Here is a 22989-nt window from a genome sequence, read left to right on the forward strand (position 1 = left end):
CGCCGCGTCAGGCGTGCGGGGCGGGCTGGTCGGCCGGACGGTTGCGCGGCGTGCGCATCACCAGGCCCGCGGCGAGGGCCGCCAGCAGGGCGGCGGCCGCGCCCACCGCGAACGCGAGCCGGTAGCCGCCGGTGAGCGCGGTGGCCGGCAGGGCGCCCGCCGCCGCCAGCGCAGCGCTGCGCGCGCCGGCCAGGGCCGCCAGCAGCGCCAGTCCGAGCGCACCGCCCATCATGAACGCCGTGTTCACCACGCCCGACGCCAGGCCCGCGTCGGCGGGCTCCACATCGCTCATGGCCGCCAGCAGGATCGGATTGAGCGCGATGCCCGCGCCGACGCCGAGCAGCGTCATGCCGGGCATCACATCGATCCAGAATCCCCCCGCTTCGGGCACGCGGGCGAACCAGGCAAGCCCGAGCGCGGCGAGCAGCAGCCCGGCGGCCAGCGGCGCGCGGATGCCGAACCGCATCACGAGCCGCGCCGATCCGCCGAGCGAAAAGAGCGCCATGACGATGTTGGCGGGCAGGAACGCGAGGCCCACCTGCATCGGGCTGTAACCCAGCACGACCTGCATGTACAGCGCCGAGATGAAAAACCACGCGAACAGCGCCGCCGCCCACAGCACGCCCACCACGTTGGCGGTCGCCACGTTGCGCAGGCGGAACAGGCCGAGCGGCATCAGCGGCTCGCGTACGCGGGCCTCGATCGCGATGAAGGCGGCCAGCAGCACCGCCGCCGCGCCCAGCATCGAGAGCGTGGCGAGGCTGGTCCAGCCCACCTCGTTGCCATTGACCACCGCATACACCGCCAGCATCAGCGCCGCGGTGATCGCGCAGGCGCCCGCCAGATCGAGCCGGGGGCGCGGGCCCTGCGCGGTGTGCGCGGGCAGCAGCGTCACGCACAGCGCATACACCAGCACGCCGATCGGCAGGTTCACCAGAAAGATCCAGTGCCAGCTCAGGGCGCCGGTGAGCAGGCCGCCCAGCAGCACGCCGATGCTGCCGCCGCCCGCACAGACGAAGCCGTACACGCCCATGGCGCGGGCCCGGTCGGCGGGGGTGGTGAAGAGCGTCATGATGAGCGAGAGCGACACGGCCGACACCACCGCGCCGCCCACGCCCTGCAGCGCCCGCGCCGCGACGAGCAGGGTGCGCGTGTGCGCCATGCCGCAGGCGAGCGATGCCAGCGTGAACAGCACGAGCCCGGCAAGGAACATGCGCCGGTGCCCGAACAGATCGCCCAGCCGTCCCCCCAGCAGCAGACAGCCGCCGAAGGTCAGCATGTAGGCATTGATGACCCAGACCAGGTTGGCCTCGTCGAACTTCAGGTCGGCCTTGATGGAGGGCAGGGCGACGTTCACGATGGTCGTGTCGAGCACGATCATCAAGACGCCCAGGCACAGCACCATCAACGCCAGCCAGCGGCGGCGCTCCGTCATGGCGGGGTTCATGGGGTCAGGACATCGCTCCGCCGTTGATCAGCCAGGAGGTGCCGTACTGATCGACCGCCATGCCGAAGGTCTCGGCCCAGAAGGTGCGTTGCATGGGCATGACGACCTTGCCGTGTTCGGACAGGGCCTGGAACACGCGCTGCGCATCCGAGACCGTCGGGTAGGTGAGGGCCAGGGATACGCCTTTCTGGCCCTCGTAAGGGCCGCCACAGGCCTCGCCGGCGGTATCCGATGCCATGAGCGTCTGGCCGTCGAGGTCCAGGCAGGCATGCAGTACGCGGCCGTGAAACGCCACCGGCACCGTGGCCTGCAGCTCGGGAGGCCCTTCGCCGTAGGTCATGAGCGCCACGAGCTTGCCGCCGAGCACGCGCTCGTAAAAGCGCATCGCCTCGGCACAGTCGCCATCGAAGGACAGATAGGGAGAAATCTGGGGCATCGTCGTCTCCTTGCCCGCCGGGCCGGGCATCGTGTCATCATAGGCTTATGCGCGACATTGCACTCTTCCCATTGAGCAACGCCTTGTTTCCCGCCGGGGTCCTGCACCTGCGGGTGTTCGAGGTGCGCTATCTCGACATGGTGCGGCGCTGCCAGGAAGACGGCGAGCCCTTCGGCGTCGTTGCGCTGCTGGCAGGCCAGGAGGTCCGCACGCCCGAGGGCATCGAGGTGCTGGCCCCGGTCGGCACCTACGCCCGCATCGATCGCTGCGAGGCGGTCACGCCGACGCTGCTCGCGCTCAGTTGTACCGGTCTGGGCCGCTTCCGGCTCGGCGACACCCAGCGCGGTCAGTATGGGCTGTGGCACGGCGAGGCCAGCGACATCGACGACGATCCGATCGAGCCCGTGCCGACCGCGTTCGAGGGCGTGGCCGACATGCTCGGCGCCCTGATTGCCGATGCCCAGCAACGTGGCGCCGACGATCTGCCCGTCGGCGCGCCCTACCGGCTCGACGAGGCGGGATGGGTGGCGGACCGCTGGTGCGAGCTGCTGCCGCTGCCTATCGCCATGAAGGCGCGGCTGTTGGCACTGACCGATCCGATCGCCCGGCTGCGCGAGGTGCGCGATGCCCTGGCCGAGGGCGGGCTGCTCTGAGCGCCGGGCGGGTTATGCTGCCGCCCATGAATATCGTCATCAATGAAGAGCTGCGGCTCTATATCGATCCGCTCACGCCCGACGAGCATGCCGCGCTCGAGCGCAGTCTGCTGGCCGAAGGCTGCCGCGACGCGCTGGTGCTGTGGGGCGAGCTGCTCGTCGACGGCCACAACCGCTACGCCATCTGCCAGAAACACGGCATTCCGTTTCGCACCATCCAGCACGAGAAGTTCAAGTCGCTCGACGATGTGCGCCTGTGGATGATCGAAAATCATCTGGGACGGCGCAGTGTGTCGGACTACCAGCGCGGCGTGCTCGCGCTGCGCAAGAAAGAAATTCTGCAGTCCCGCGCGCCGGCGGCCGCGCCGGGCGAAGAGGCGGGCGACGCCGCCAGCCCGGCCGAGGCCCAGGCGCCGGCGATGAGCCGGCAGGCGCTGGCCCGCGAGGCGCGGGTGAGCAGCAACACCCTGACCCAGATCGACCGCATTCGCCAGCAGGCCGCGCCTGAGCTGGTCGAAGCGGTGCGTGCCGGCGAGGTGTCGATCAACGCGGCCGCGGCCGTGGCGACGCTGCCGGTCGAGCGCCAGAAGCAGGCGGTGCAGGGCGGGCGTAAAGAGCTGCGCATGACCGCGCGCGAGGTGCGCCAGACCGTGCAGGCCGAGCGGCTGCGCGCCCGTCGCGATGCCCGCGGCGAGGCCGAGCCCGAGGCCGGCGCGGACGGCGATCCACCATTCGATCCGGATGGCTCGACACCGGTCATCACAGACTATCCGGCCGAAGTGGCGCGCTTGAACAAGGTGATCCAGCGCCTGACCGAGGAGCGCGACGGCCTCAAGCAGCGCGTGATGCACCTGACGGTGGCGCTGGCCGAGGCGCGCAACAAGACGTGAGCGCGCCTTCGGCTTGCTGCCCCCCGAGGGGGCTTTTTTTTCTTGGGGCGGCCCGGCGAAAAAAGGCCCCCACGCTGCGCCTTCGGCTTGCTGCCCCCCGAGGGGGCTTTTTTTTCTTGGGGCGGCCCGGCGAAAAAGGGCCCCCACGCTGCGCCTCCGGCTTGCTGCCCCCCGAGGGGGCGCGCCCGCCTTGAGGCGGCTCGGCGGCGGGCGGGCCCCCACGCTGCGCCTTCGGCTTGCTGCCCCCCGAGGGGGCGCTTTTTTCTTGGGACGGCCCAGCGAAAAAAGGAACCCGGCTTTGAACTGACCATCCAACTTCTGGGGGTCAGTTCAAGGCCGGGTTTGTTTTCTTGCGAGGCGGAATCAGCCGCAGCGGATCGCGCTGATCTTGCCTTGGCCGTCGACGATGATGTTGACGCGCGTGGCGTTGTACTCGAGCGTCATGACCTGGCCCGGCTTCAGTACTCGCACGGTGTCCGACGAGGCGCTGCTGCGGACCTTTTGAGCGGCCGAGTCGTTGAAGGTCTGGCCGAGCATGTTTTGCGCGGGCTGGGCATCGCAGGTGCGGCCGCTGCCGGGCATCGCGCCAGCGCTGGGCTGGGTTGCCGAAGGGGCCACGTCCGCGGAGGGCGAGGCGCCCGTGCCGCCGCTCGAGCTCGAGCCCGATCCGCCGGGCGAGGCGCACGCGGTCAGGCCGGCGAGCAGGGCGAGGGGGATGAATTTCCAGATCATGCGGACTCCTTCGATCGAACGGGGTAAAGACGACCTATAGTAGCGCGCCGCGGGCGGTTGCGGCGCGCCCGCGCGCCGGTCATTGTGACCGGGCGCGCGCGGGGTCATTCGGCGTTGCCGTTGCTCTTGGCGCGCTTGTTCGGGCTCTTGGTGGTCTTGGTGGCGCGTTTGCGCGCGGGCTTGGCGGGCGCCTCGATCACCTCCACCGGCTTGACGCTCACCCAGTAGGAGTTGCCGGCCTGCTGCAACACCAGTTCGGGGAAGTTGCGCAGCATGTCGACGAGGCCGGAGTAGCCGAAGGTCTTGGGCGAAAACGCCGGATCGGTGCGCTTGAGGTACTGACCCAGTTCGCCCACCCCCACGCGGCCCTCGGAGGTGTCGCCGGCGAGCAGCGCCACTGCGGCGACCATGGCCTTGGCGGGACGCGGTGCGCGGCGTGCGCTGGCGCGTCCGGCGCTGGCGTATTCGACCGGCTCCGGCGGGGTCCACTCGAAGAATTGATCGCTGGCATTGCGCAGCGCGTCGGGTGTCTTCGCCTCGCCCACGATGCAGACGGTGGCGCCGCGCTCGCGCAGCTTGCGGCACAGATAGGCGAAATCGGAGTCGCTGGTGACCAGGCAGAACGTGTCGGCGCGGTTGTCGAACATCGCTTCGAAGGCGTCGAGCGCGAGCGCGATGTCGGCGGTGTTCTTGCCGGCGGCGTACTGATACTGCAGGCAGGGCGTGAAGGCCAGGCGGACCAGCGCCTCCTGCCATTTATTGGCCAGCGTGCTGTGATTGCCGTAACCGCGGCGCAGCACGACGCGCCCGAACTGCGCGACCACGCGCAAGGCGTACTCGAGGATCTCGGGGGTGGTGTTGTCGCAGTCGACCAAAACGGCGACGCGGCTTTCGTGAGGTTCCGGATTCAAAGGCATGGGTTATTCCAGGGGCAGGGCGCGAAGGAGACGGCGGGCGCGGATTCAATCCACATGCTGGAGCAGGTTGACGAGCTTGCCCAGCGGGTCGCGCACGTAGAAGCGACGCACCCCCCAGGGCTCGAGGACGGGCCCGTATTCGACCGCGTAGCCGCCGGCGCGCACGCGTTCCAGGGCCTCGTCGAGGTCGTCCACCTCGATGGAGAGGTCCGGCACGGGCGTGTCGCTGCCGCCGTGGGCGGCGATGCTGAGCTGCGGGGTCGTGTCGTGGTCGGAGCCATAGGTGGCGATCCAGCCCTGGTCCATCAGCAGTTCCAGGCCGAGCACGTCGCGATAAAAGCGTTCGGCCTGGGCCGGGTCGCGGGCCGCGAGATTGGCAACGATACGTTTGATGCGCATCGGGAAGTCTCCTGGGTGGGGCCGGCCGGGCGTGCGCCGCGGCCAGGGAGGTGGCGGGTCGGGACGGCCGGCATGGGCAACGGCCTCCGACTCCGATGATAGGGGCTGATCATGATTCTGCCAGGGGGGCCGGGCCGCTGTCTTGATCCTGGGCCAAGGATAAGCCACCTCCCTGGCGCCCGGGGTCGGCCAGCGGCCGTAGCGCCCGCCAAAGAATAAGGCCCGGACGCGCGTGGCGCCCGGGCCCCCGGCACGGCGGTGACCGCGGCGCTCAGCGGCTGGCGGCGCGCTCGCGGCGGGCGCGCACGGCGCGCGCCAGGTCGTCGAGCACCGGCAGCGTCTGCGGCCAGCTGATGCACGCGTCGGTGATCGACACGCCGTGCGCCAGCGGCACGCCGGGCTTGAGATCCTGGCGGCCGGCGTTGATGTTGCTTTCGATCATGATGCCCGTGATGCGCTGATCGCCGCCGGCGATCTGCTCGGCCAGCTCGCGCGCCACGTCGATCTGGCGATCGTGGGACTTGTTGGAGTTGGCGTGCGAGCAGTCGACCATGACCTGCTCGCGCTGACCCGCGCGGGCCAGCGCGGCGCAACAGGCGTCGATGCTGGCAGCGTCGTAGTTCGGGCCTTGCTTGCCGCCACGCAGGATCACGTGCGTGTCGATGTTGCCGCGGGTCTCGAAGATGGCGGCCATGCCCATCTTGGTCATGCCCATGAAGGCGTGCTTGGCGGCGGCGGCCACCATCGCGTCGGCGGCGATCTGAATGCCGCCGTCGGTGCCGTTCTTGAAGCCGAGCGGGCAGCTCAGGCCCGATGCGAGCTGGCGGTGGCTCGGGCTTTCGGTGGTGCGCGCGCCGATGGCGCCCCAGGCGACCAGATCGGCGATGAACTGCGGGCTGAGCAGGTCGAGGAATTCGGTGGCGATCGGCAGCCCCAGGCCCGAGATCTCGAGCAGCAGGCGGCGCGCGCGGCGCAGGCCTTCGTTGATGGCAAAGCTGCCGTCGAGGTGCGGGTCGTTGATGTAACCCTTCCAGCCCACGGTGGTGCGCGGCTTCTCGAAGTACACGCGCATGACCACCAGCAGATCGTCGCTCAGGGCATCGGCGGTCTGCTTGAGCTGACGCGCGTATTCCATGGCCTGGCCGTGGTCGTGGATCGAGCAGGGGCCCACCACCACGATCAGGCGGTCGTCGCGGCCGTGCAGCACGTCGGCGATGCGGGCACGGCTGGTCTCGACCAGATCCTGCACCGGCTGCGGCGTGGGCAGCTCGTCCTGCAGCAGGGCCGGCGAAATCAGCGGACGCACCGCGCCGATGCGGGTGTCGTCGATGCGGGTGGTGTCGTGGGTGGAATCGGCAAGACCGACTTCGCGGTCGTGCAGGGGGTCGTCGATACGGGTCAAAGCATTCTCCGGGCGCAGCGCGCGCATCCCCGGGATTATCGCACTTTGGCAAGGGCGTCCGCCCGGCGGGGTGACGCGCGGGCCCCTCCGGCCGGCGCGAGCGCCCCGGGGGCGGGCCTGGCTCAGCGGCGGGCGTCGAGCGCCATGCGGACCGCGAGCGCGCCGAGCAGGCTGCCCATGATCATGCGCTGCGCCACCATCCAGGCCGGGCTGCGCGCGAAAAACGCCGACACCCAGCCGGCCGCCAGCACGATCATGGCGTTGAACGTGACGCTGATCGCCGCCTGCGTGAACCCGAGGATCAGCGACTGCGCCAGGACGTGGCCGCGGGACGGGTCGATGAACTGCGGCAGCAGCGAGAGATACAGCACCGCGATCTTGGGATTGAGCAGGCTGGTCAGGAGCCCCATCGAGAACAGGCGGCGCGGCGAACTCACCGGCAGCTGACGCACTTCGAAGGGCGAGCGGCCGCCCGGACGCAGAGCCTGCCAGGCGAGGTACAACAGGTAGACTGCGCCGCCGATGCACAGCGCCTCGTAGGCATAGGGCACCGCCATCAGCAGCGCGGTGATGCCCAGCGCGGCACACAGCACGAAAAACATCAGACCCAGCGCCACGCCCGCCAGCGAGATCAGGCCTGCGCGCCGCCCCTGCGAGAGCGATCGCGAAATCAGGTAGACCATGTTGGGTCCGGGCGTGAGGACCATGCCGATACAGATCAGGACAAAGCCGAGAAAACTGCCGAAGTCGAACATGGTGGCACGCGCGTCGAGTGAGGTACGCACCGGCGGGATGCGGTGCGAGCGAGAGGCAGATTAATCCAGAACTGTTCCGGAACAGCGAAATGTCGCGGGGACGCCACGGACGCTGGCCGACGGGCATCGGCGGCCGTGGCAGGCGGGCCGGGAATGCGGAATGCTAGGGCGCAGAGAAGTGCATCAACGGAGCAGACATGGTCACCACCCGCAACACGCCAGCCAGCCCGTCACGCGCCGCATCGGCCGCGCGCCAGGCGCCCATCCGCGTGGGCATCGGCGGCTGGACCTTTCCGCCCTGGCGCAACGGCGTGTTCTATCCCGCCGACCTGCCGCAGTCGCGCGAGCTCGAGTATGCCGCCAGCAAACTGACGGCGATCGAGGTCAATGGCACCTTCTATGGCTCGCAGAAGCCCACCACGTTCGCCGTCTGGGCGGAGCAGGTGCCGGACGACTTCATCTTCAGTCTGAAGGCGCCGCGCTACGCCACGCATCGGCGCAACCTCGGCGAGGCGGGCGAATCGGTGCAGCGCTTCATGGACAGCGGTATCGCGGAGTTGGGCGACAAGCTCGGTCCGCTGTTGTGGCAATTGCCGGCGACCAAGCCGTTCGATGCCCAGGAGCTCGAGGCATTCTTTGCCCTGCTGCCCGAGCAGGTGCAGGGGCGTGAGCTGTCGCATGTGCTGGACGCCCGGCATCCGAGCTTCGCCTGTGGCGCCTATGTGCGGCTGGCGCGCAAGCACGGCATCGCCACGGTCTATACCGACAGCGAGGAGTATCCGAACATCGCCGATCGCACCTCGGACATCGTGTACGCCCGCCTGATGCAGGCTAGCGACCGGTATGCCAACGGCTATGCGCCCGCGGCGCTGACCCGCTGGCACGAACGGGCGCTCGAATGGGCCCGCGGCGAAGCGCCGGCCGATCTGGCACGCCTGGTGCCCACCGCGCCGCGGGGCCGCGTGCGGCAGGTGTTCGTTTATTTCATCAACGGCGAGAAGGCGAGGGCACCGCGCGCCGCGCAGGCCCTGCTGGGACGGCTGCGCGGCTGAGGTTGCCCGCCGCGCGCGGCGCACGCATGCACTCGCGCGCCGGGCCCAGGTCTTCGAGCCGCCTCAGGCCGCGACCGGCGTGCGCATGGTCACGAACTCTTCGGCGGCGGTGGGGTGGATGCCGATCGTGTCGTCGAACACCGCCTTGGTCGCGCCGGCCTTGAGCGCGACAGCCAGACCCTGCACGATCTCGCCCGCATCGGGGCCGACCATGTGGCAGCCGAGCACGCGGTCGGTTTCGGCATCGACCACCAGCTTCATCAGGGTCTTTTCCTGCGAATCGGTGAGGGTAAGCTTCATCGGGCGGAAGCGGCTTTCGAACAGCTTGATCTTGTGGCCTTGTTCGAGCGCCTGCTCGGCGGTGAGGCCCACCGTGCCGATGTTGGGCAGGCTGAACACGGCGGTCGCGATATGGGTGTAGTCCACCTTGCGATATTCATCGGGCTTGAACAGGCGGCGGGCCACGGCCATGCCCTCGGCCAGCGCCACCGGCGTCAGCGGCACGCGGCCGATCACGTCGCCGATGGCGAGGATCGAGGGTTCGGTGGTGCGGTACTCGTCGTCCACCTTGATGAAGCCGTTGGCGTCGCGCTCGACACCGGTGTTCTCCAGGCCGAGGTTGTCGGTCATGGCGCGGCGGCCGGTGGCGTAGAACACGCAGTCGGCCTCGATCACCGAGCCGTCGGTCAGGGTGGCCGCCAGCGTGCCGTCGGGCAGCTTGTCGATGCGCGAAATGTCGCTCTGGAAGCGCAGCGTCATGCCCTTTTTCTGCAGCTCGTCGCGCAGGTGCTCGCGCACCGAGCCGTCGAAGCCGCGCAGGAACAGCTCGCGGCGGTAGATCAGCGTGGTCTGCGCGCCCAGGCCGTTGAAGATCGAGGCGAACTCGACGGCGATGTAGCCGCCGCCCACCACCAGCACGCGGCGGGGCAGCTGCTTCAGGAAGAAGGCCTCGTTCGACGTGATCGCGTATTCCTTGCCCGGGATCTCCGGCACGAACGGCCAGGAGCCGGTGGCGATCAGGATGTGCGCGGCGCTGTATTGGCGGCCATTGACCTCGACGGTGTGCGCGTCGAGGATGCGTGCATGACCCTCGTGCAGCGTGACGCCGCTGTTGACCAGCAGGTTGCGATAAATGCCGTTCAGGCGCTCGATTTCACGGTTTTTGTTCTGGATCAGCGTGGGCCAGTCGAAGCCGGGGTGCCCGGGCGTCCAGCCGTAGCCGTTGGCCAGTTCGAAGTCTTCGCGGTAGTGGGCACCGTAGACCAGCAGCTTCTTGGGAACGCAGCCCACATTGACGCAGGTGCCGCCGAGATAGCGGCTTTCAGCCACGGCGACGCGCGCGCCGTAACCGGCCGCGAAGCGCGCCGAACGCACGCCACCCGAGCCCGCACCAATTACATACAGATCGAAATCAAAAGCCATGAATACGGTTCCTTGCGTAGCCTGGGCCGCCGCGCCGCGCGCCGCGCCTGGGCGCGGGCCGGGTTGCGATGGCCGGAATGAACGGATCGGGCTCTATTAAACCCGAGACTGCGCGCCGCCGCCCGGCTTGCCCCCAGACGGGGATGGGATATAAAGAGGAATTCAGGATTCGGGGGCGTGTCCCCATTGGCATATCCATGCAGGACGATAGTTTCTTTTCTTCCGCCGGCGCGATGCTCGGCGGCATCATCCGCGCCATCGTCGATGGGCTGCGCTGGCTGTTCGGCGGCCTGGGCGGGGCGTTGTCGGACTTCTTCAATGGCCTGGCGCAGGCCATGGGCATGAGCGCCAGCGTGTTCAATTTTGCGCTGCTCATCCTGGGCCTGCTGTTCGTGTGGGCCGCCATCAAGGCGTTTCTGGGACGCTCGATCTTCAGTGGCCTCTTCTGGCTGCTGCTTGCGATGCTGCTGCTCGGCGCATTGATCGGTGGCTGAGCGATGTCTTTTTACGGTCTGTTGGCGGACGCCGTCGTTCTGTTTCATGGGCTCTTCGTGCTGTTCGCCGTGCTGGGCGGGCTGCTGCTCGCGCGCTGGCCGCGGCTGATCTGGCTGCACCTGCCGGCAATCGCCTGGGCCGTGGGAATCACCGTGACCGGCGGCATCTGTCCGCTCACGCCGCTCGAAAACGACCTGCGCTGGCGCGCCGGCCAGGAGGGTTACGAAGGCGGCTTCATTGCGCACTACGTATGGTCGCTGCTGTACCCCGAGGGGCTGACGCGCCCCGTGCAGGCCGGCCTGGGGCTGGCGGCCATGAGCCTCAATCTGTTCGTGTATGCCCGCTGGTGGCGCCGCCGCCGCGCGCTGCAGGCGGCCGGCTGATCTCTCACCCGGACGCGCGTCCCGCCTGGCGCGCGAGCTGCGCCAGCCGCGTCACGATCGTGTCGAAGCGCTCGGCGGAGGTATTGCCGTAGCCCAGCACCAGACCGTTGTCGCGGGCATCGGGCGACAGCGCGAAGGCCGATAGCGCCGCCGGCGCGATCGCGTGCGGCGCGGCCGCGGCCACGATGGCGCGATCCGGATATTCGGGCGGCAGGCGCAGCGTCAGGTGCAGGCCGCAATGGCCGCCCTCGAGCTGATGGGGAAGGTCGAAATGCCGCGCCAGCGCGGCACGCAGCGCCGTCTGGCGTTCGCGATAGAGCCTGCGCATGCGGCCCAGATGACGGCTGAACTGGCCGCTCTCGATGAAGTCCGCCAGCGCGAGCTGTTCGTGCCGATGGCCGCCGCGCAGCAGCTCGCCCAGCGGCGCGGCCACGGCCGGCGCCAGCGCCCGTGGCAGCACCAGAAAGCCGATGCGCAGCGACGGGAACATGGTCTTGGAGAAGGTGCCGACGTACAGCACGGGCGCCGCGTCGACCAGGCCCTGCATGGCCGCGATCGGCTCGCCGTGATGGCGGAACTCGCTGTCGTAGTCGTCTTCGATGATCCAGGCGCCGTGACTGCGCGCCAGCGCGATCAGCTCGAGGCGCCGGGCCGCCGAGAGCACCGCGCCCGTGGGGTATTGATGCGAGGGCGTGGCGTAGATGAGGCGCGGCGGGCGGGTGCGCCAATCCTCGGCGCTCGCGGCCAGGCCTTCGGCGCCCACCCGGATCGGGACCATGCGCAGATCGCCGGCCGCGAACGCGGTCTTGGCGCCGCGATAGCCGGGCTCTTCGACCCAGGCGGTGTCGCCCGGATTCGACAACAGTTTCACGCACAGCGCCAGCGCCTCCTGGGCGCCTTCGGTGATCACGATCTGGCTGGCGTCGCAGCGCACGCCGCGCGCGATGCCCAGGTGGCGGGCAATCGCCGTGCGCAGCGCCGGCTCGCCCACGGGGTCGCCATAGCCCAGCGCCGCAGCGCCGCTGCCGCGCACCGCGCGCTCCAGGGCGCCGCGCCACGCGGCCTGCGGAAAGTGATTCAGGGCGGGCGTGCCCGGGCGCAGCGCCAGATGCACGTCGTGCCGCACCGGATGCGGCGCGATTTGCGCGAGCCGGGCCGACAGGGCCGGCAGCGCGCTGACCGGCGGCGGTGGGGCGCTGGCAGCGGCCGGTCGGGCCAGCGCCGCGACGCGCGTGCCTTGCCGATCCGCCAGCACGTAGCCCTCGGCGGCCAGATGGTCGTAGGCGATCGTGACGGTGTTGCGAGAAATCCCCAGCGATTCGGCCAGCGCGCGCGAGGCGGGCAGGCGCGTGCCGGGCGCCAGCCGGCCGCTCAGAATGGCCTGGCGCAGCCGCTGCTGCAGTTGCCGCTGCAGCGAGACCGGCTGGCCGGCGGCGCCGGGGTCGTCCAGCGGGGCATCGAGCAGGTCCAGGGCGGAGGCGGCGAGGGCGGAGTCGGACATGGCGTGCAGGCAGGCGGAGCTGCGTGGCTCTATCAGGTTGGGTTGGCGTGGTCTTTTTATCATGCCACGAACCACGCTACCGTAGCAGCTGGCCCGGTCGTGTCGACCGAGGCGCCGCTGTCTGACAAGGAAAAACATGTCTTCGGTGCTCAACCCGTTTGGTCAACCCATCGGCGAACCGCTGCCCGGCTGGACCGCGCGTCCGGTGCCGCCGCGCACTTCGATCGAGGGCCGTTACTGCCGCCTCGAACCGCTCGACGCGGCGCGCCACGCCGCCGAGCTGCACGCCGCGTATTCGCAGGCCCCGGACGGGCGCGACTGGACCTATCTGTCGGTGGGCCCCTTCGAAGACGCCGCGCGTTATCGGGATTTTGCCGAGCGCGCCGCCGCGAGCAACGATCCGCTGCACCACACGGTGATCGATCTGGCTACCGGCCGTGCCGTGGGTACGCTGGCGCTGATGCGCATCGACCCGCCGGCCGGCGTGATCGAGGTGGGGTTCGTGACCTACTCGCCGCTGCTGCAGCGCTCGCGCGCGTCGACCGAAGCGCAATACCTGCTGATGCGGCGCGCCTTCGACGAACTCGGCTATCGCCGCTACGAGTGGAAATGCGACAGCCTCAACGCGCCGTCGCGGCGCGCGGCCGAGCGCCTGGGATTCGAGTACGAGGGGCTGTTCCGCCAGGCCACGGTCTACAAGGGCCGCAGCCGCGACACCGCGTGGTTCTCGATACTCGATTCGGAATGGCCTGCCGTGAAGGCCGGCTTCGAGGCCTGGCTGGCGCCGTCGAACTTCGACGCCGACGGCAATCAGCGGCAGTCGCTGGCGGCGCTGCGCGCGGGGCACCGCGCCGCCGCCTGACCGCCCCGGGCGGCCTCCCGCCGCGGGGGCCGCTCAGCGTGCGCGCAGCCGCGCCCACTGCTCCTGGATCAGGCCGGCCGCGCTCACGAGCATGATGCCGGCCAGCACCAGCACCGCGCCGGCCGCGAAGCTGGCGTCGAGCGGCTCGTCGAGAATCCACACGCCGAATCCGACGCCGAAGAGCGGCGTGAGAAACGACAGGATCGACAGGCGCGACGCGAGGTAGCGGCGCAGCAGCCAGAACCAGGTGAGGTAGCTGGTGAGGGCCACCACCACGCACTGGAACAGCACGCTGGCCACGGCCAGCGCGGTCCAGTTGGGCGGCGCTGCCGGGCCGGCGGCCCAGAACGCGGGCAGTACGATGCCGGCCATCACCATCTGATAGAACAGCGTCTTGGCGGCGGGTGCCTCCGACAGGCGTGAACGGCGGATCGCGACCGTGGTCATGCCCCAGGCGGCGCCGGCCAGCAGACCGAGGAAGTCGCCCAGCAGCATATTGGGCGCGGCCGCCGTCGCGGCGGGCACGCCCTTGCCCAGAAACGCCAGCGCGATTCCGCCGAACGCCACGACCACGCCCAGCCATTGCAAGGGGCGCAGGCGCTCGTCGGGCACGAGCACGTGCAGGCCGAGCGCGGCGAAGATGGGCGCGGTGTACAGAAACACCGACATATGCGATGCCGTGGTGTAGTTCAGACCCAGCGCCACCAGCACGAACTCGCCGGCGAACAGCGCGCCCACCAGCAGGCCCGCGGGCAGGGTGCCATCGCGCAGCTCGGCGAGTCCGCGCTTGTGCAGCACATAAACGCCCAGCACTACCGCGGCGAAGGCGGAACGCAGACCGATCTGCAGCATCGGCGACACGTCGGCCGCGATGAGCTTGATGGCGATCTGCTGAGAGCCCCAGCAGATGCACAGCATCAGCATCACGCTGGTTGCGAAGGCGTCCAGGGGCAGGCGTTTTTGAGCGGCGGTGGCGGGCAGGGCGGCCTGGCCGGCGCGGCTCACGGCAGCTCCCCCGGATAGCTGTCGAAGGCCAGGCCGATCTGCTGGCGCAGATCCCAGTCGGCGAGCTGCGCGCTCACCGGACCGTAGAACGCGCCGTCGCGCACCACATAGAGCGCCGGCAGGTGGAACACCTCGTAGCGCTGGACCAGGCCGCCGTTGTGGCCGGCATCGATCCAGCACAGGCGATCCACTGGCAGCTCGAACTCGGGCAGGCGTTCGCGGGCCACGCGGCAATTGGCGCAGGTCTTGCTGTGAAAGACCAGCAGCGAGACGCCCGGGGCGTCCAGCAGGAAGCGGTCGGCGGTGCCGTCGTCGAGATCGATCTGTTCCATGGTGTCCATCGCAAGGTTGCCGTGAGCATACCCAAGCCAGGGCGGCGCCACCGGCCTGGGCCACGCGCCAGCAGGGTTATCGGCCGGACGGCAGCGTGGCGTCGAGGTCGCGCAGCGTCTGGTACAGCACGCGCGTGCCATCCAGCAGTTGCGCGGGCTCGATCCATTCTTCGGGGCAATGGCTGCGACCGTTCAGGCACGGGATGAAGATCATGCCGATGGGCCCACTGGGCGCCATGTAGACCGCATCGTGGCCGGCGCCGCTGGGCAGGCGCATATGGGCATAGCCCAGCGCATTGGCGGCGCGCTCCACGGCCTCCATCACGACCGGCTGGCAGTCGGTGGGGCGCGCCCGGCTCAGCGCGCTCATCGAGGCCGACAGGCGCAGCGCGGTGAGGTCCGCCTGGACCTCGGCCAACACCTGCTCCGGAAACTGTTCGAGCACCGCATCGCTGTCGCTGCGCACCTCGAGCACCATCTCCACCTTGCCCGGCACCGCGTTGGGCACGTTGGGCGTCATGGCGATGCGGCCCACCGTGGCGACCACGTAATGCGGATTGCCGCTGGCCCGCGAGGCCAGCCGGTGCGCGGCGTCGATGACGCGGGCCGCGCCCACCAGCGCATCGCGGCGGATATCCATGGGGGTAGTGCCGGCGTGATCGGGCTGGCCCAGCACCGTGATCGCCACGCGCCGGATGCCGACGATGTTGGTCACGACGCCGATGGGCAGGCCGCGGGTTTCGAGCACGGGCCCCTGTTCGATATGCAGTTCGACGAAAGCGGCGGTGCTGCCCGGCGGGCGGATGGCGTCGACGATGCGCAGCGGATCGCCGCCCGCGCGGGCCAGCCCCTCCGCGAGCGTTTCGCCAGAGGGGTTGCGCGCGGCCAGCATGTCGGCGTGCAGCACGCCGGCGAGCGCGCGGCTGCCCACGCACGAAATGCCGTAATCGCTCGGCTCTTCGGACAGGAAGTCGATCACCTCGAGCGGGTGGTCGAGTTCGATGCCTTGCTCGTGCAAGGTATGCGCCACTTCGATGCCGGCCAGCACGCCGATGATGCCGTCGAATCGGCCGCCTTCGACCACCGTGTCGCAGTGCGAACCCGTGACGAGTGCGGGCGCGCCCGCGCGGCGGCCTTCGCGCCGCCCGACCAGATTGCCGCCCGCGTCCACGTGGGTCACGAGCCCCGCGGCCTCGAATTGCGCGCGCAACCATTCGCGGCTTTCGGCCCACAGGGGCGTGAAGGCGCGGCGCGTCCAGGGTTGATCGGGCAGGGTGAAGCGCGACAGGGCGTCGACGCGCGACCAGAGGCGGTCGGCGTTCAGGGGAGGCTGAGGCAGGGACATGAGGCGGCGTTGCGAACCAGAGAAATGCAGCGGCGGCACGCGGGGCGCGCGCCGTGGCGGTGGCTTGGGGAACCGGCCGATTATGTCATAGCGCCCATGTTGCACTGCGGGCAGAAAAGTCGCAGGGGTTAACCCGTAGCAAGAGACGTGACTAGGGGTAAAGGCGGTTTGACCGGTACTGGCCCGCAAGTAATATCGGTCCTGATCGCCCGGCGGCCTTGGCCGCCGGGCCGGCTTTTTTGGCAATGCCCCATAGCGGCGCGCGCCTGCCGGATCCTTGGCTGGCGCGTCGTTCCGCTTTCGCAACCCCTACAGGAGACGCTTCCCATGAATCATGCTTCCGAGGCCGCAGCCATCGCGCTCAACGTGCCCGCCTACGTCAAACATCCGCGCCTTATCGAATGGGTGCGCGGTGTCGTGGCGCATACCCAGCCCGACCAGGTGGTCTGGTGCGACGGTTCGCAGGAAGAGTACGACCGCTTGTGCGAGCTGATGGTCGAGGCTGGCACGATGCAGCGCCTCGATCCGGTCAAGCGTCCGAACTCGTATCTGGCCTGGTCCGATCCGTCCGACGTGGCGCGCGTCGAAGACCGTACCTTCATCTGTTCCGCGCGCGAAGAAGACGCCGGCCCCACCAACAACTGGGCCGATCCCGCCGAGATGCGCGCCACGCTCGATGGCCTGTTTGCCGGCTCGATGCGCGGCCGCACGCTCTACGTCGTCCCGTTCTCGATGGGCCCGCTGGGTTCGCCCATCGCCCACATCGGCGTCGAGCTTTCCGACAGCCCGTATGTGGCCGTCAACATGCGCATCATGACCCGCATGGGCAAGGCCGTGTACGACGTGCTGGGTACCGACGGCGAGTTCGTGCCGTGCGTGCACAGCGTGGGCAAGCCGTTGGCGCAGGGCGAGGCCGACGTGGCATGGCCGTGCAACGACACCAAGTACATCGTGCACTTCCCCGAGTCGCGCGAGATCTGGAGCTACGGTTCGGGCTACGGCGGCAACGCGCTGCTGGGCAAGAAATGCTTCGCGCTGCGCATCGCCTCGACCATGGGCCGCGACCAGGGCTGGCTCGCCGAACACATGCTGATCCTGGGCGTGACCTCGCCCAAGGGTGAGAAGCGCCACATCGCCGCCGCGTTCCCGTCGGCCTGCGGCAAGACCAACTTCGCCATGCTCATCCCGCCGCAAGGCATGGATGGCTGGAAGGTCAGCACGGTGGGCGACGACATCGCCTGGATCAAGCCGGGCCCCGACGGCAAGCTCTACGCCATCAATCCCGAGGCCGGTTATTTCGGCGTGGCGCCGGGCACCAGCGAGAAGACCAATCCCAATGCGATGGCCACGCTCAAGGCCAACGTGATCTTCACCAACGTGGCGCGCACCGACGACGGCGACGTGTGGTGGGAAGGCATGACCGACACGCCGCCCGCGCACCTGATCGATTGGCAGGGGCAGGACTGGACGCCCGAGATCGCGGCCAAGACCGGCCGCAAGGCGGCGCACCCGAACGCGCGCTTCACGGCGCCGGCCTCGCAATGCCCCTCGATCGATCCCGCCTGGGAAGATCCCAAGGGCGTCGCCATCGACGCCTTCATCTTCGGTGGCCGCCGCTCCAACACGGTGCCGCTCGTGACCGAAGCGCGCAACTGGGTCGAGGGCGTCTACATGGCGGCCACGATGGGCTCCGAAACCACCGCCGCGGCCGCCGGCCAGCAGGGCGTGGTGCGGCGCGATCCGTTCGCCATGTTGCCGTTCTGCGGCTACAACATGAGCGACTATTTCGCGCACTGGCTGCGTCTCGGCAAGCGCCTGCAGGATGCCGGCGCCGTGCTGCCGCGCATCTACTGCGTGAACTGGTTCCGCAAGGGCCCGGACGGCAAGTTTGTCTGGCCGGGCTTCGGCGAAAACATGCGCGTGCTGAAGTGGATTCTCGGCCGCCTCGAAGGCACGGCAAACGGCGCCGATCAGGTGTTCGGCATCTCGCCCAACTACGGCGACATCGACTGGACCGGCCTGGAGTTCAGCCCGGATGCGTTCCAGCAGGTGATTTCCGTGGACGGTCCGGCGTGGCGCGATGAGCTGGCCTTGCACGCCGAGCTGTTCGATCAGCTGCAGCAGGGCCTGCCCCAGGAGCTGCCGCACACCAAGACCGAGATCGAGCGCCGCCTGGCGGCCTGATTGATCGCCCGGCGCGCGGGCCGTTCACCAGGTCCGCGACAGCCAATCCTCGACGGCCGCCGAGCTTGCCCCGGCGGCCGTTGTACATTGCAGGCATGACCGATTCCGCTTCCGACCTCCGCCGCGCCAGCGCCGGCACCCTGGCCGACTACGCTTCGAACGCCGTGTCGTTCGAGGCCGGCACCCGCGACCACGACGTAAGCCAGAACATCGACGCGCTGCTGCGTCATCTGCCGGCCGACCGTGCGCTCGACATTCTCGATTTCGGCTGTGGCCCGGGCCGCGATCTGCGCGCGTTTGCCGCGCGGGGGCACCGCCCGACCGGGCTCGATGGCGTGCCCGAGTTCGCCGAGATGGCGCGCGCCACGGGCGCGGGCCCCGTGCTGCTGCAGAATTTTCTCGAGCTCGATCTGCCCCGCGAGGCGTTCGACGGCGTCTTCGCGAACGCGAGCCTCTTCCACGTGCCCGGCGAGGCCTTGCCGCGCGTGCTGGCGCAGTTGCGCGATGCGCTGCGGCCCGGTGGCGCGCTGTTCTCGTCGAACCCGCGTGGCACCAATCAGGAAGGGTGGCTGCGCGGGCGCTACGGTGTGTGGCACGACTGGCCGCAATGGCAGGCGCTGATGATCGGCGCCGGCTTCGAGCCGCTCGAGCATTACTACCGGCCCAAAGGCCTGCCGCGTGAGCAGCAGCCGTGGCTGGCGAGCGTGTGGCGCCGGCCTTGACCCCGGTCAGCGTGCAAGGCTTCGGCGCCGTGGCCGATGCGCGCGCCCGCGTGCTGGTGCTGGGCACCATGCCGGGCGCGGTGTCGCTGGCCGCGGGGCGCTATTACGCCAACCCGCGCAATGCCTTCTGGCCGATCATGGCCGAGCTTTATGGCATCGATGCGGCGGCCGGCTACGACGCGCGGCTCGCGCAGCTGAGCGATGCCGGCGTCGCGCTGTGGGACGTGCTGGCCCAGTGCGAGCGGCCGGGCAGCCTGGACTCGGCCATCGTGGCCGACAGCGCGCGCGCCAATGATTTCGCCGGCTTTCTGCAGGCGCATCCCGGCATCGTGCGCATTGCCTTCAATGGCGCGAAAGCCGCGGCGCTGTTCAGGCGCCACGCGCTTCCGGCGTTGGCCGGCGTCGGCCGGCCGCTGGACTACGTCAGCCTGCCGTCCACCAGCCCCGCGCACGCGGCGCAGCCATTCGCGGCCAAGCTCGCGGCCTGGCGCGCGCTGACGCGGGACTGAGACCCGGCTGCCTCAGGCGATCGCGCCGTAGATCTCGCGTGCCTGGTCGGCGTCGGCAATCGGCCGGCCCAGCGCGCGGCCGCCCGTGACGGCCTGCGCGACCAGCGCCGCGTTGCCGGCCGCGATGCTGCCGTCCTGCAGGGTGAGGTTGTTCTCGAACCCCACTCGCATATGGCCGCCGAACGACGCGGCCGAGGTGACGCAGGCGTTTTCTTCGCGGCCGAACGCGCACACGGCCCACGGCAGGGTGAAATCGTAGGCGTTGAGGAAGGGCAGCAGATCGTGGGGCGAAGACTGCTGGCCCGCGCTGTAGCGGCCCAGCACGAACAGCGTGGACCAGGCGCCGGGCGGAACGAGGCCACGCGCGCGCAGCGATTGCCACTTTTCGACGTCGGCCACGTCGTACAGAATGATCTGCGCCATGATGCGCTCGGCGGCGATCCAGGCGAAGAACGCGGCCAGCTCGCTCTCGGGCACCTCGGGCACGGCGATCTCGCGCAGGCCCATCGACACCGCGCGCGGACGCAGGTCGCGCACCATCGCGATCTGGGCGGGCGCCTTGTACACGCCGGCGGCCTCGCTGGTGACCTGCACCAGCAGGCGCTCGCCGACGGAGGCTTCGACGGCCGCCAGCGCGTCGCGGTAGGCCTGCACGTCGAGCGAATGCTTGCCGTCCGGCGTGCGCACGTGCATGTGCATCATGGCGGCGCCGGCGTCCAGGCAGGCCTGCGCCTCACGCGCGAGCGCGGCCGGCGTCATCGGCACGGCGGGGTGCTGCTCGGCCGTTTTGTAGGCGCCGTTGGGCGCCACGCACACGATGAGCGGGGATTGCGACAACAGGGCGGGGGTGCTCATGGCTGGATCTCCGGCAGTTCGTCGTTGAGCAGGTCCAGGCCGGCGCGCAGCAGGCGGTCGTAGCGTGCGCGCTCGGCGGCGATCGTTTCGGGCGTCCAGGCATAGAAGCCTTCGCCGGCCTTCATGCCATGACGGCCATCGGCCGCGCGCTCGGTGAGGCAGCGCGCCGGATGGTCGTCGTTGCAGAACGTCGGGTACATGGTAGCGCCGGCGGCGGCGTGCACGTCGATGCCGGCGTGGTCGCGCTGCAGCACGGGGCCCGCGGCCAGGAACCGGAAGCCGAAGCCGAAACGCACGGCGGCGTCCACGTCTTCGGGCGTGGCGATGCCGTCGTCGATCAGCTTGAAGGCCTCGCGCGACAGCGCGTGCTGCAGGCGATTGGCCAGGAAGCCGGGCAGGTCGCGCGCCACGCGCACCGGCACCATGCCGCAACGGCGCATGAACGCGATCAGCGCGTCGGCGCTGGCGGGCGCACTGGCCTCGCACAGCACCACCTCGACCAGCGGCACCAGGTGCGCCGGCATGAAGAAGTGCAGGCCCAGCATGCGGTCGCGCGTGTCCAGGCCGGCGCCGATGGCGCTGATCGGGAAGCTCGAGCTGTTACTGGCCAGAATGGCTTCGCGCGGGGCGCGCTTGACCAGCTCGGCGTAGAGCGACTGCTTGATGTCCAGGCGCTCGGGCACGCATTCGATCACCAGGCCCACGTCCTGCCATTGCACGGCGTCGAGGCTGGGCGCCACGCTGACGTGACGGGCATAGTCTTCATGGCCGATCGCGGCCAGATTGGCGGCCACGCGCGCGGGCAGCGCGGCGGCGCGCTCGGCGTGCGGTTCGATCACGGTCGTGCGGCATTGCGCCCGGGCCAGCACCACGGCCACGTCGGCGCCCATCGTGCCGCCACCCACCACCACCACGTGTGCCGTGCTGGGACGCGCCAGCGGCGCGGAATTCGTCGTCTGCATCGATCGCTCCTTTCTCGATCCTCGTATGGGGCGCAAGTTTAGGGAACGGCCGTTGATTGATGAATCAGATTTTTTTTATAGAATGATCGAATTACAAGATCAATGGCAGGAGACGCCGCATGAAGATCAACCTCTCGATGCGCGATATCGAAACGGTGCTGGTGCTGGGCCGCACGCTCAATTTCCGCCAGGCGGCGGCACAGCTGCACCTGTCGCAGTCGGCGCTGTCCACGCAGATCCTACGCATCGAGGAATCGCTCGCCGTGCGCCTGTTCGATCGCACGACGCGCAGCGTGCGCCTCACCGCGCCTGGCGAGGTGTTCATGCAGCAGGCGGCCGCCCTGCAGGTGGCGTTTCGCGAGGCGATCGCGGCCGTGAGCGGCAGCGCCAGCGCCGATCGTGGCCAGGTGGCGGTGGCGGCCCTGCCATCGTTGGCGGCACGACTGCTGCCGCGCGTGCTGATGGCGTATCGCCAGTCGCATCCCGGCGTGGCGCTCAAGGTGCACGACACCCTGTCGGGCCCGGCCTTCGATCTGGTGCGCGCCGGCACCGTGGATTTCGCGCTCACCGCGGCCGATCCGCAGCAGGCGGATCTGCACTATGTGCCGATGATGTCGGACAGCTTTATGCTGCTGATTCCGGAGGGCCACGCCCTCGCGCGTTCGACGGGGCCGCTGCGCTGGGCCGACACCGTGGATGCGCCGCATGTGTCGATGGTGCAGCCCAGCAGCGTGCGGCAGTACACCGAGTGGGCCTTTCTGCAGAACCGCATCCGTTTCCAGCCGGCCTTCGAGGCGGAACATCTCGCCACGATCGTGGCCATGGTGGAGTGCGGCTTCGGCGTGGCGGCGCTGCCGGAGATCGCGGCACGCGCCGTGGCGCACGGGGGCGTCGTGGAACGGCCGCTGGTGGGGCCGGTGGCGGAGCGCTCGATCGGGCTCGTGACCTCGCGCAACCGCAGTCTGTCACCCGCGGCGCTGGCGCTGGTGGACGAGCTGCGGCGGCATCTGCCGGCGCCGCCGGCGGGCAAGCGGGGTGGGGCGGGCGCTCAGGCCGCGCGGCCGGAGCGCAAGCGTTCGGCGGCGAGATAGGCGTCGCGCGAGGGCAGGATGTGCTGGCGGCACAGCGCGACGAGCGCCTCGCGGTCGCCGGCGCGCAGCGCCTCGATCATGGCCCAGTGCTCCTGGCGGGCGCGCTCGCGGTACCCGGCCGCGGCCAACGTGCCGAAGCGGATCGGATGGGTGCGGCGCGCATATTCTTCGATCGCGTGTTGCAGCACCGGATTGTCGGTGAGCGCGAACAGCTCACGATGGAACTGATGATTGCAGCGGAACACATGGCGCGCATCGCCCGCGGTGACCGCGGCGTCGTGCTCACGCTGTATCTGCATCAGGGCGTCGAGGCGCGGCGGCGCGACCGGCAGCGGGATCAGTGTGGCCGCGCGCGACTCGAGCAGCTCGCGCAGCGCGTAGAGCTCCATCACCTCGGCCGTGTCGAAGGCGCGCACCTCGGCGCCCACGTTGGGCCGGCGTTCGATCGCGCCGATCTGCTCGAGCCGGGCCAGCGCCTGCCGCACCGCATGGCGCTTGAGACCGAAGCGGGCCATGAGCTCGTCTTCGGTCAGACGCTGGCGCGGATGCAGCCGGCCGAAGACGATGTCTTCTTCCAGTGCGGCGACAGCGTCGTCCAGGGTCCATTCGGTCGGGGCGGCAGGCAGGCTCATGGCAGG

The 22989-nt window shown here is 69.6% G+C and carries 24 protein-coding genes and 1 pseudogene; 10 read left to right on the forward strand and 15 right to left on the reverse strand.

Annotation, left to right across the window (positions count from 1 at the left end; translation table 11 throughout):
• Nucleotides 1-7 precede the first annotated feature (7 nt).
• Both CAL25_RS07130 and CAL25_RS07135 read right to left on the reverse strand, forming a co-directional pair.
• Complete coding sequence (locus CAL25_RS07130; protein ID WP_094799247.1) at nucleotides 8-1447, reverse strand: DHA2 family efflux MFS transporter permease subunit; 1440 nt, start codon at nucleotides 1445-1447, stop codon at nucleotides 8-10.
• Nucleotides 1448-1451: 4 nt separating this feature from the next.
• Entirely contained in the window at nucleotides 1452-1883 is a 432-nt protein-coding gene (locus CAL25_RS07135; protein WP_094799248.1) for a VOC family protein, read from the reverse strand.
• A 47-nt stretch (nucleotides 1884-1930) separates the two neighbouring features.
• Here CAL25_RS07135 and CAL25_RS07140 point away from each other — a divergent pair, with 47 nt between their 5' ends.
• Both CAL25_RS07140 and CAL25_RS07145 read left to right on the forward strand, forming a co-directional pair.
• Nucleotides 1931-2536: an LON peptidase substrate-binding domain-containing protein gene (locus CAL25_RS07140; RefSeq protein ID WP_094799249.1), complete on the forward strand. Its 606-nt coding sequence runs from the start codon at nucleotides 1931-1933 to the stop codon at nucleotides 2534-2536.
• 14 nt (nucleotides 2537-2550) lie between these two features.
• Nucleotides 2551-3426, forward strand: a complete 876-nt coding sequence (locus tag CAL25_RS07145; protein ID WP_170948417.1) for a hypothetical protein — start codon at nucleotides 2551-2553, stop codon at nucleotides 3424-3426.
• Nucleotides 3427-3789: 363 nt separating this feature from the next.
• Here CAL25_RS07145 and CAL25_RS07150 read toward each other — a convergent pair whose 3' ends face one another.
• From CAL25_RS07150 to CAL25_RS07170, 5 genes are all read right to left on the reverse strand, one after another.
• Nucleotides 3790-4158 (reverse strand): I78 family peptidase inhibitor, encoded by a 369-nt coding sequence (locus CAL25_RS07150; RefSeq protein ID WP_094799250.1) that lies wholly within the window; start codon nucleotides 4156-4158, stop codon nucleotides 3790-3792.
• A 104-nt stretch (nucleotides 4159-4262) separates the two neighbouring features.
• A complete protein-coding gene (locus CAL25_RS07155; protein ID WP_094799251.1) occupies nucleotides 4263-5075 on the reverse strand; it encodes an NYN domain-containing protein in 813 nt (270 codons plus the stop codon).
• 45 nt (nucleotides 5076-5120) lie between these two features.
• Nucleotides 5121-5474 (reverse strand): VOC family protein, encoded by a 354-nt coding sequence (locus tag CAL25_RS07160; protein ID WP_094799252.1) that lies wholly within the window; start codon nucleotides 5472-5474, stop codon nucleotides 5121-5123.
• Between the two features lie 271 nt (nucleotides 5475-5745).
• A complete protein-coding gene (locus CAL25_RS07165) occupies nucleotides 5746-6876 on the reverse strand; it encodes a 3-deoxy-7-phosphoheptulonate synthase (RefSeq protein ID WP_094799253.1) in 1131 nt (376 codons plus the stop codon).
• Between the two features lie 122 nt (nucleotides 6877-6998).
• A complete protein-coding gene (locus CAL25_RS07170) occupies nucleotides 6999-7631 on the reverse strand; it encodes a LysE family translocator (protein WP_094799474.1) in 633 nt (210 codons plus the stop codon).
• A gap of 197 nt (nucleotides 7632-7828) precedes the next feature.
• On the opposite strand from CAL25_RS07170, the gene CAL25_RS07175 reads away from it, so the two are divergent.
• The gene (locus tag CAL25_RS07175) at nucleotides 7829-8683 is read left to right on the forward strand and encodes a DUF72 domain-containing protein (protein ID WP_170948419.1); all 855 of its coding nucleotides are present in this window, start codon (nucleotides 7829-7831) and stop codon (nucleotides 8681-8683) included.
• Nucleotides 8684-8746: 63 nt separating this feature from the next.
• Here CAL25_RS07175 and gorA read toward each other — a convergent pair whose 3' ends face one another.
• Entirely contained in the window at nucleotides 8747-10105 is a 1359-nt protein-coding gene (gene gorA, locus CAL25_RS07180; RefSeq protein WP_094799254.1) for a glutathione-disulfide reductase, read from the reverse strand.
• Nucleotides 10106-10302: 197 nt separating this feature from the next.
• Here gorA and CAL25_RS07185 point away from each other — a divergent pair, with 197 nt between their 5' ends.
• Nucleotides 10303-10599, forward strand: a complete 297-nt coding sequence (locus CAL25_RS07185) for a hypothetical protein (protein WP_094799255.1) — start codon at nucleotides 10303-10305, stop codon at nucleotides 10597-10599.
• 3 nt (nucleotides 10600-10602) lie between these two features.
• On the forward strand, nucleotides 10603-10983 hold the full coding sequence (locus CAL25_RS07190) for a DUF2784 domain-containing protein (protein WP_094799256.1): 381 nt from the start codon (nucleotides 10603-10605) through the stop codon (nucleotides 10981-10983).
• A 4-nt stretch (nucleotides 10984-10987) separates the two neighbouring features.
• Here the strand turns inward: CAL25_RS07190 and CAL25_RS07195 are convergent, their stop codons facing one another.
• Nucleotides 10988-12484, reverse strand: coding sequence for a PLP-dependent aminotransferase family protein (locus CAL25_RS07195; RefSeq protein ID WP_094799257.1), 1497 nt, complete (start codon nucleotides 12482-12484; stop codon nucleotides 10988-10990).
• Between the two features lie 136 nt (nucleotides 12485-12620).
• On the opposite strand from CAL25_RS07195, the pseudogene CAL25_RS07200 reads away from it, so the two are divergent.
• Nucleotides 12621-13340, forward strand: a pseudogene (locus CAL25_RS07200) (GNAT family N-acetyltransferase); the annotation flags it as partial.
• A gap of 39 nt (nucleotides 13341-13379) precedes the next feature.
• Here CAL25_RS07200 and CAL25_RS07205 read toward each other — a convergent pair.
• The 3 genes from CAL25_RS07205 to CAL25_RS07215 form a co-directional block, all read right to left on the reverse strand.
• Nucleotides 13380-14270 (reverse strand): DMT family transporter, encoded by an 891-nt coding sequence (locus tag CAL25_RS07205; protein ID WP_094799475.1) that lies wholly within the window; start codon nucleotides 14268-14270, stop codon nucleotides 13380-13382.
• Nucleotides 14271-14347: 77 nt separating this feature from the next.
• On the reverse strand, nucleotides 14348-14683 hold the full coding sequence (locus tag CAL25_RS07210; RefSeq protein ID WP_094799476.1) for a thioredoxin family protein: 336 nt from the start codon (nucleotides 14681-14683) through the stop codon (nucleotides 14348-14350).
• A gap of 76 nt (nucleotides 14684-14759) precedes the next feature.
• The gene (locus tag CAL25_RS07215; RefSeq protein ID WP_094799259.1) at nucleotides 14760-16028 is read right to left on the reverse strand and encodes a Zn-dependent hydrolase; all 1269 of its coding nucleotides are present in this window, start codon (nucleotides 16026-16028) and stop codon (nucleotides 14760-14762) included.
• Between the two features lie 327 nt (nucleotides 16029-16355).
• Between CAL25_RS07215 and CAL25_RS07220 the strand changes: the two genes are divergently transcribed.
• The 3 genes from CAL25_RS07220 (at nucleotide 16356) to CAL25_RS07230 (ending at nucleotide 19443) form a co-directional block, all read left to right on the forward strand.
• A complete protein-coding gene (locus CAL25_RS07220) occupies nucleotides 16356-18212 on the forward strand; it encodes a phosphoenolpyruvate carboxykinase (GTP) (RefSeq protein ID WP_094799260.1) in 1857 nt (618 codons plus the stop codon).
• 95 nt (nucleotides 18213-18307) lie between these two features.
• A complete protein-coding gene (locus tag CAL25_RS07225; protein ID WP_094799261.1) occupies nucleotides 18308-18934 on the forward strand; it encodes a class I SAM-dependent methyltransferase in 627 nt (208 codons plus the stop codon).
• Nucleotides 18931-19443, forward strand: coding sequence for a DNA-deoxyinosine glycosylase (locus CAL25_RS07230; protein WP_283162758.1), 513 nt, complete (start codon nucleotides 18931-18933; stop codon nucleotides 19441-19443). The genes CAL25_RS07225 and CAL25_RS07230 overlap by 4 nt, the downstream gene beginning before the upstream one ends.
• A gap of 12 nt (nucleotides 19444-19455) precedes the next feature.
• Here CAL25_RS07230 and CAL25_RS07235 read toward each other — a convergent pair whose 3' ends face one another.
• Nucleotides 19456-20298, reverse strand: coding sequence for a 3-keto-5-aminohexanoate cleavage protein (locus tag CAL25_RS07235; protein ID WP_094799262.1), 843 nt, complete (start codon nucleotides 20296-20298; stop codon nucleotides 19456-19458).
• Nucleotides 20295-21260, reverse strand: coding sequence for a 3-hydroxyacyl-CoA dehydrogenase family protein (locus CAL25_RS07240; RefSeq protein WP_094799263.1), 966 nt, complete (start codon nucleotides 21258-21260; stop codon nucleotides 20295-20297). Before CAL25_RS07240 ends, CAL25_RS07235 begins: the two co-directional genes overlap by 4 nt.
• A gap of 119 nt (nucleotides 21261-21379) precedes the next feature.
• Between CAL25_RS07240 and CAL25_RS07245 the strand changes: the two genes are divergently transcribed.
• Nucleotides 21380-22351 carry a LysR family transcriptional regulator gene (locus CAL25_RS07245; RefSeq protein ID WP_094799264.1) on the forward strand — a complete coding sequence of 324 codons (972 nt, stop codon included), beginning with the start codon at nucleotides 21380-21382 and terminating at the stop codon, nucleotides 22349-22351.
• Here the strand turns inward: CAL25_RS07245 and CAL25_RS07250 are convergent.
• On the reverse strand, nucleotides 22309-22983 hold the full coding sequence (locus tag CAL25_RS07250; protein ID WP_094799265.1) for a GntR family transcriptional regulator: 675 nt from the start codon (nucleotides 22981-22983) through the stop codon (nucleotides 22309-22311). The genes CAL25_RS07245 and CAL25_RS07250 overlap by 43 nt on opposite strands.
• Between the last annotated feature and the right edge of the window lie 6 nt (nucleotides 22984-22989).

The sequence above is a fragment of the Bordetella genomosp. 5 genome, assembly GCF_002261315.1.
In the GTDB taxonomy this organism is placed as follows: Bacteria; Pseudomonadota; Gammaproteobacteria; order Burkholderiales; family Burkholderiaceae_B; genus Bordetella.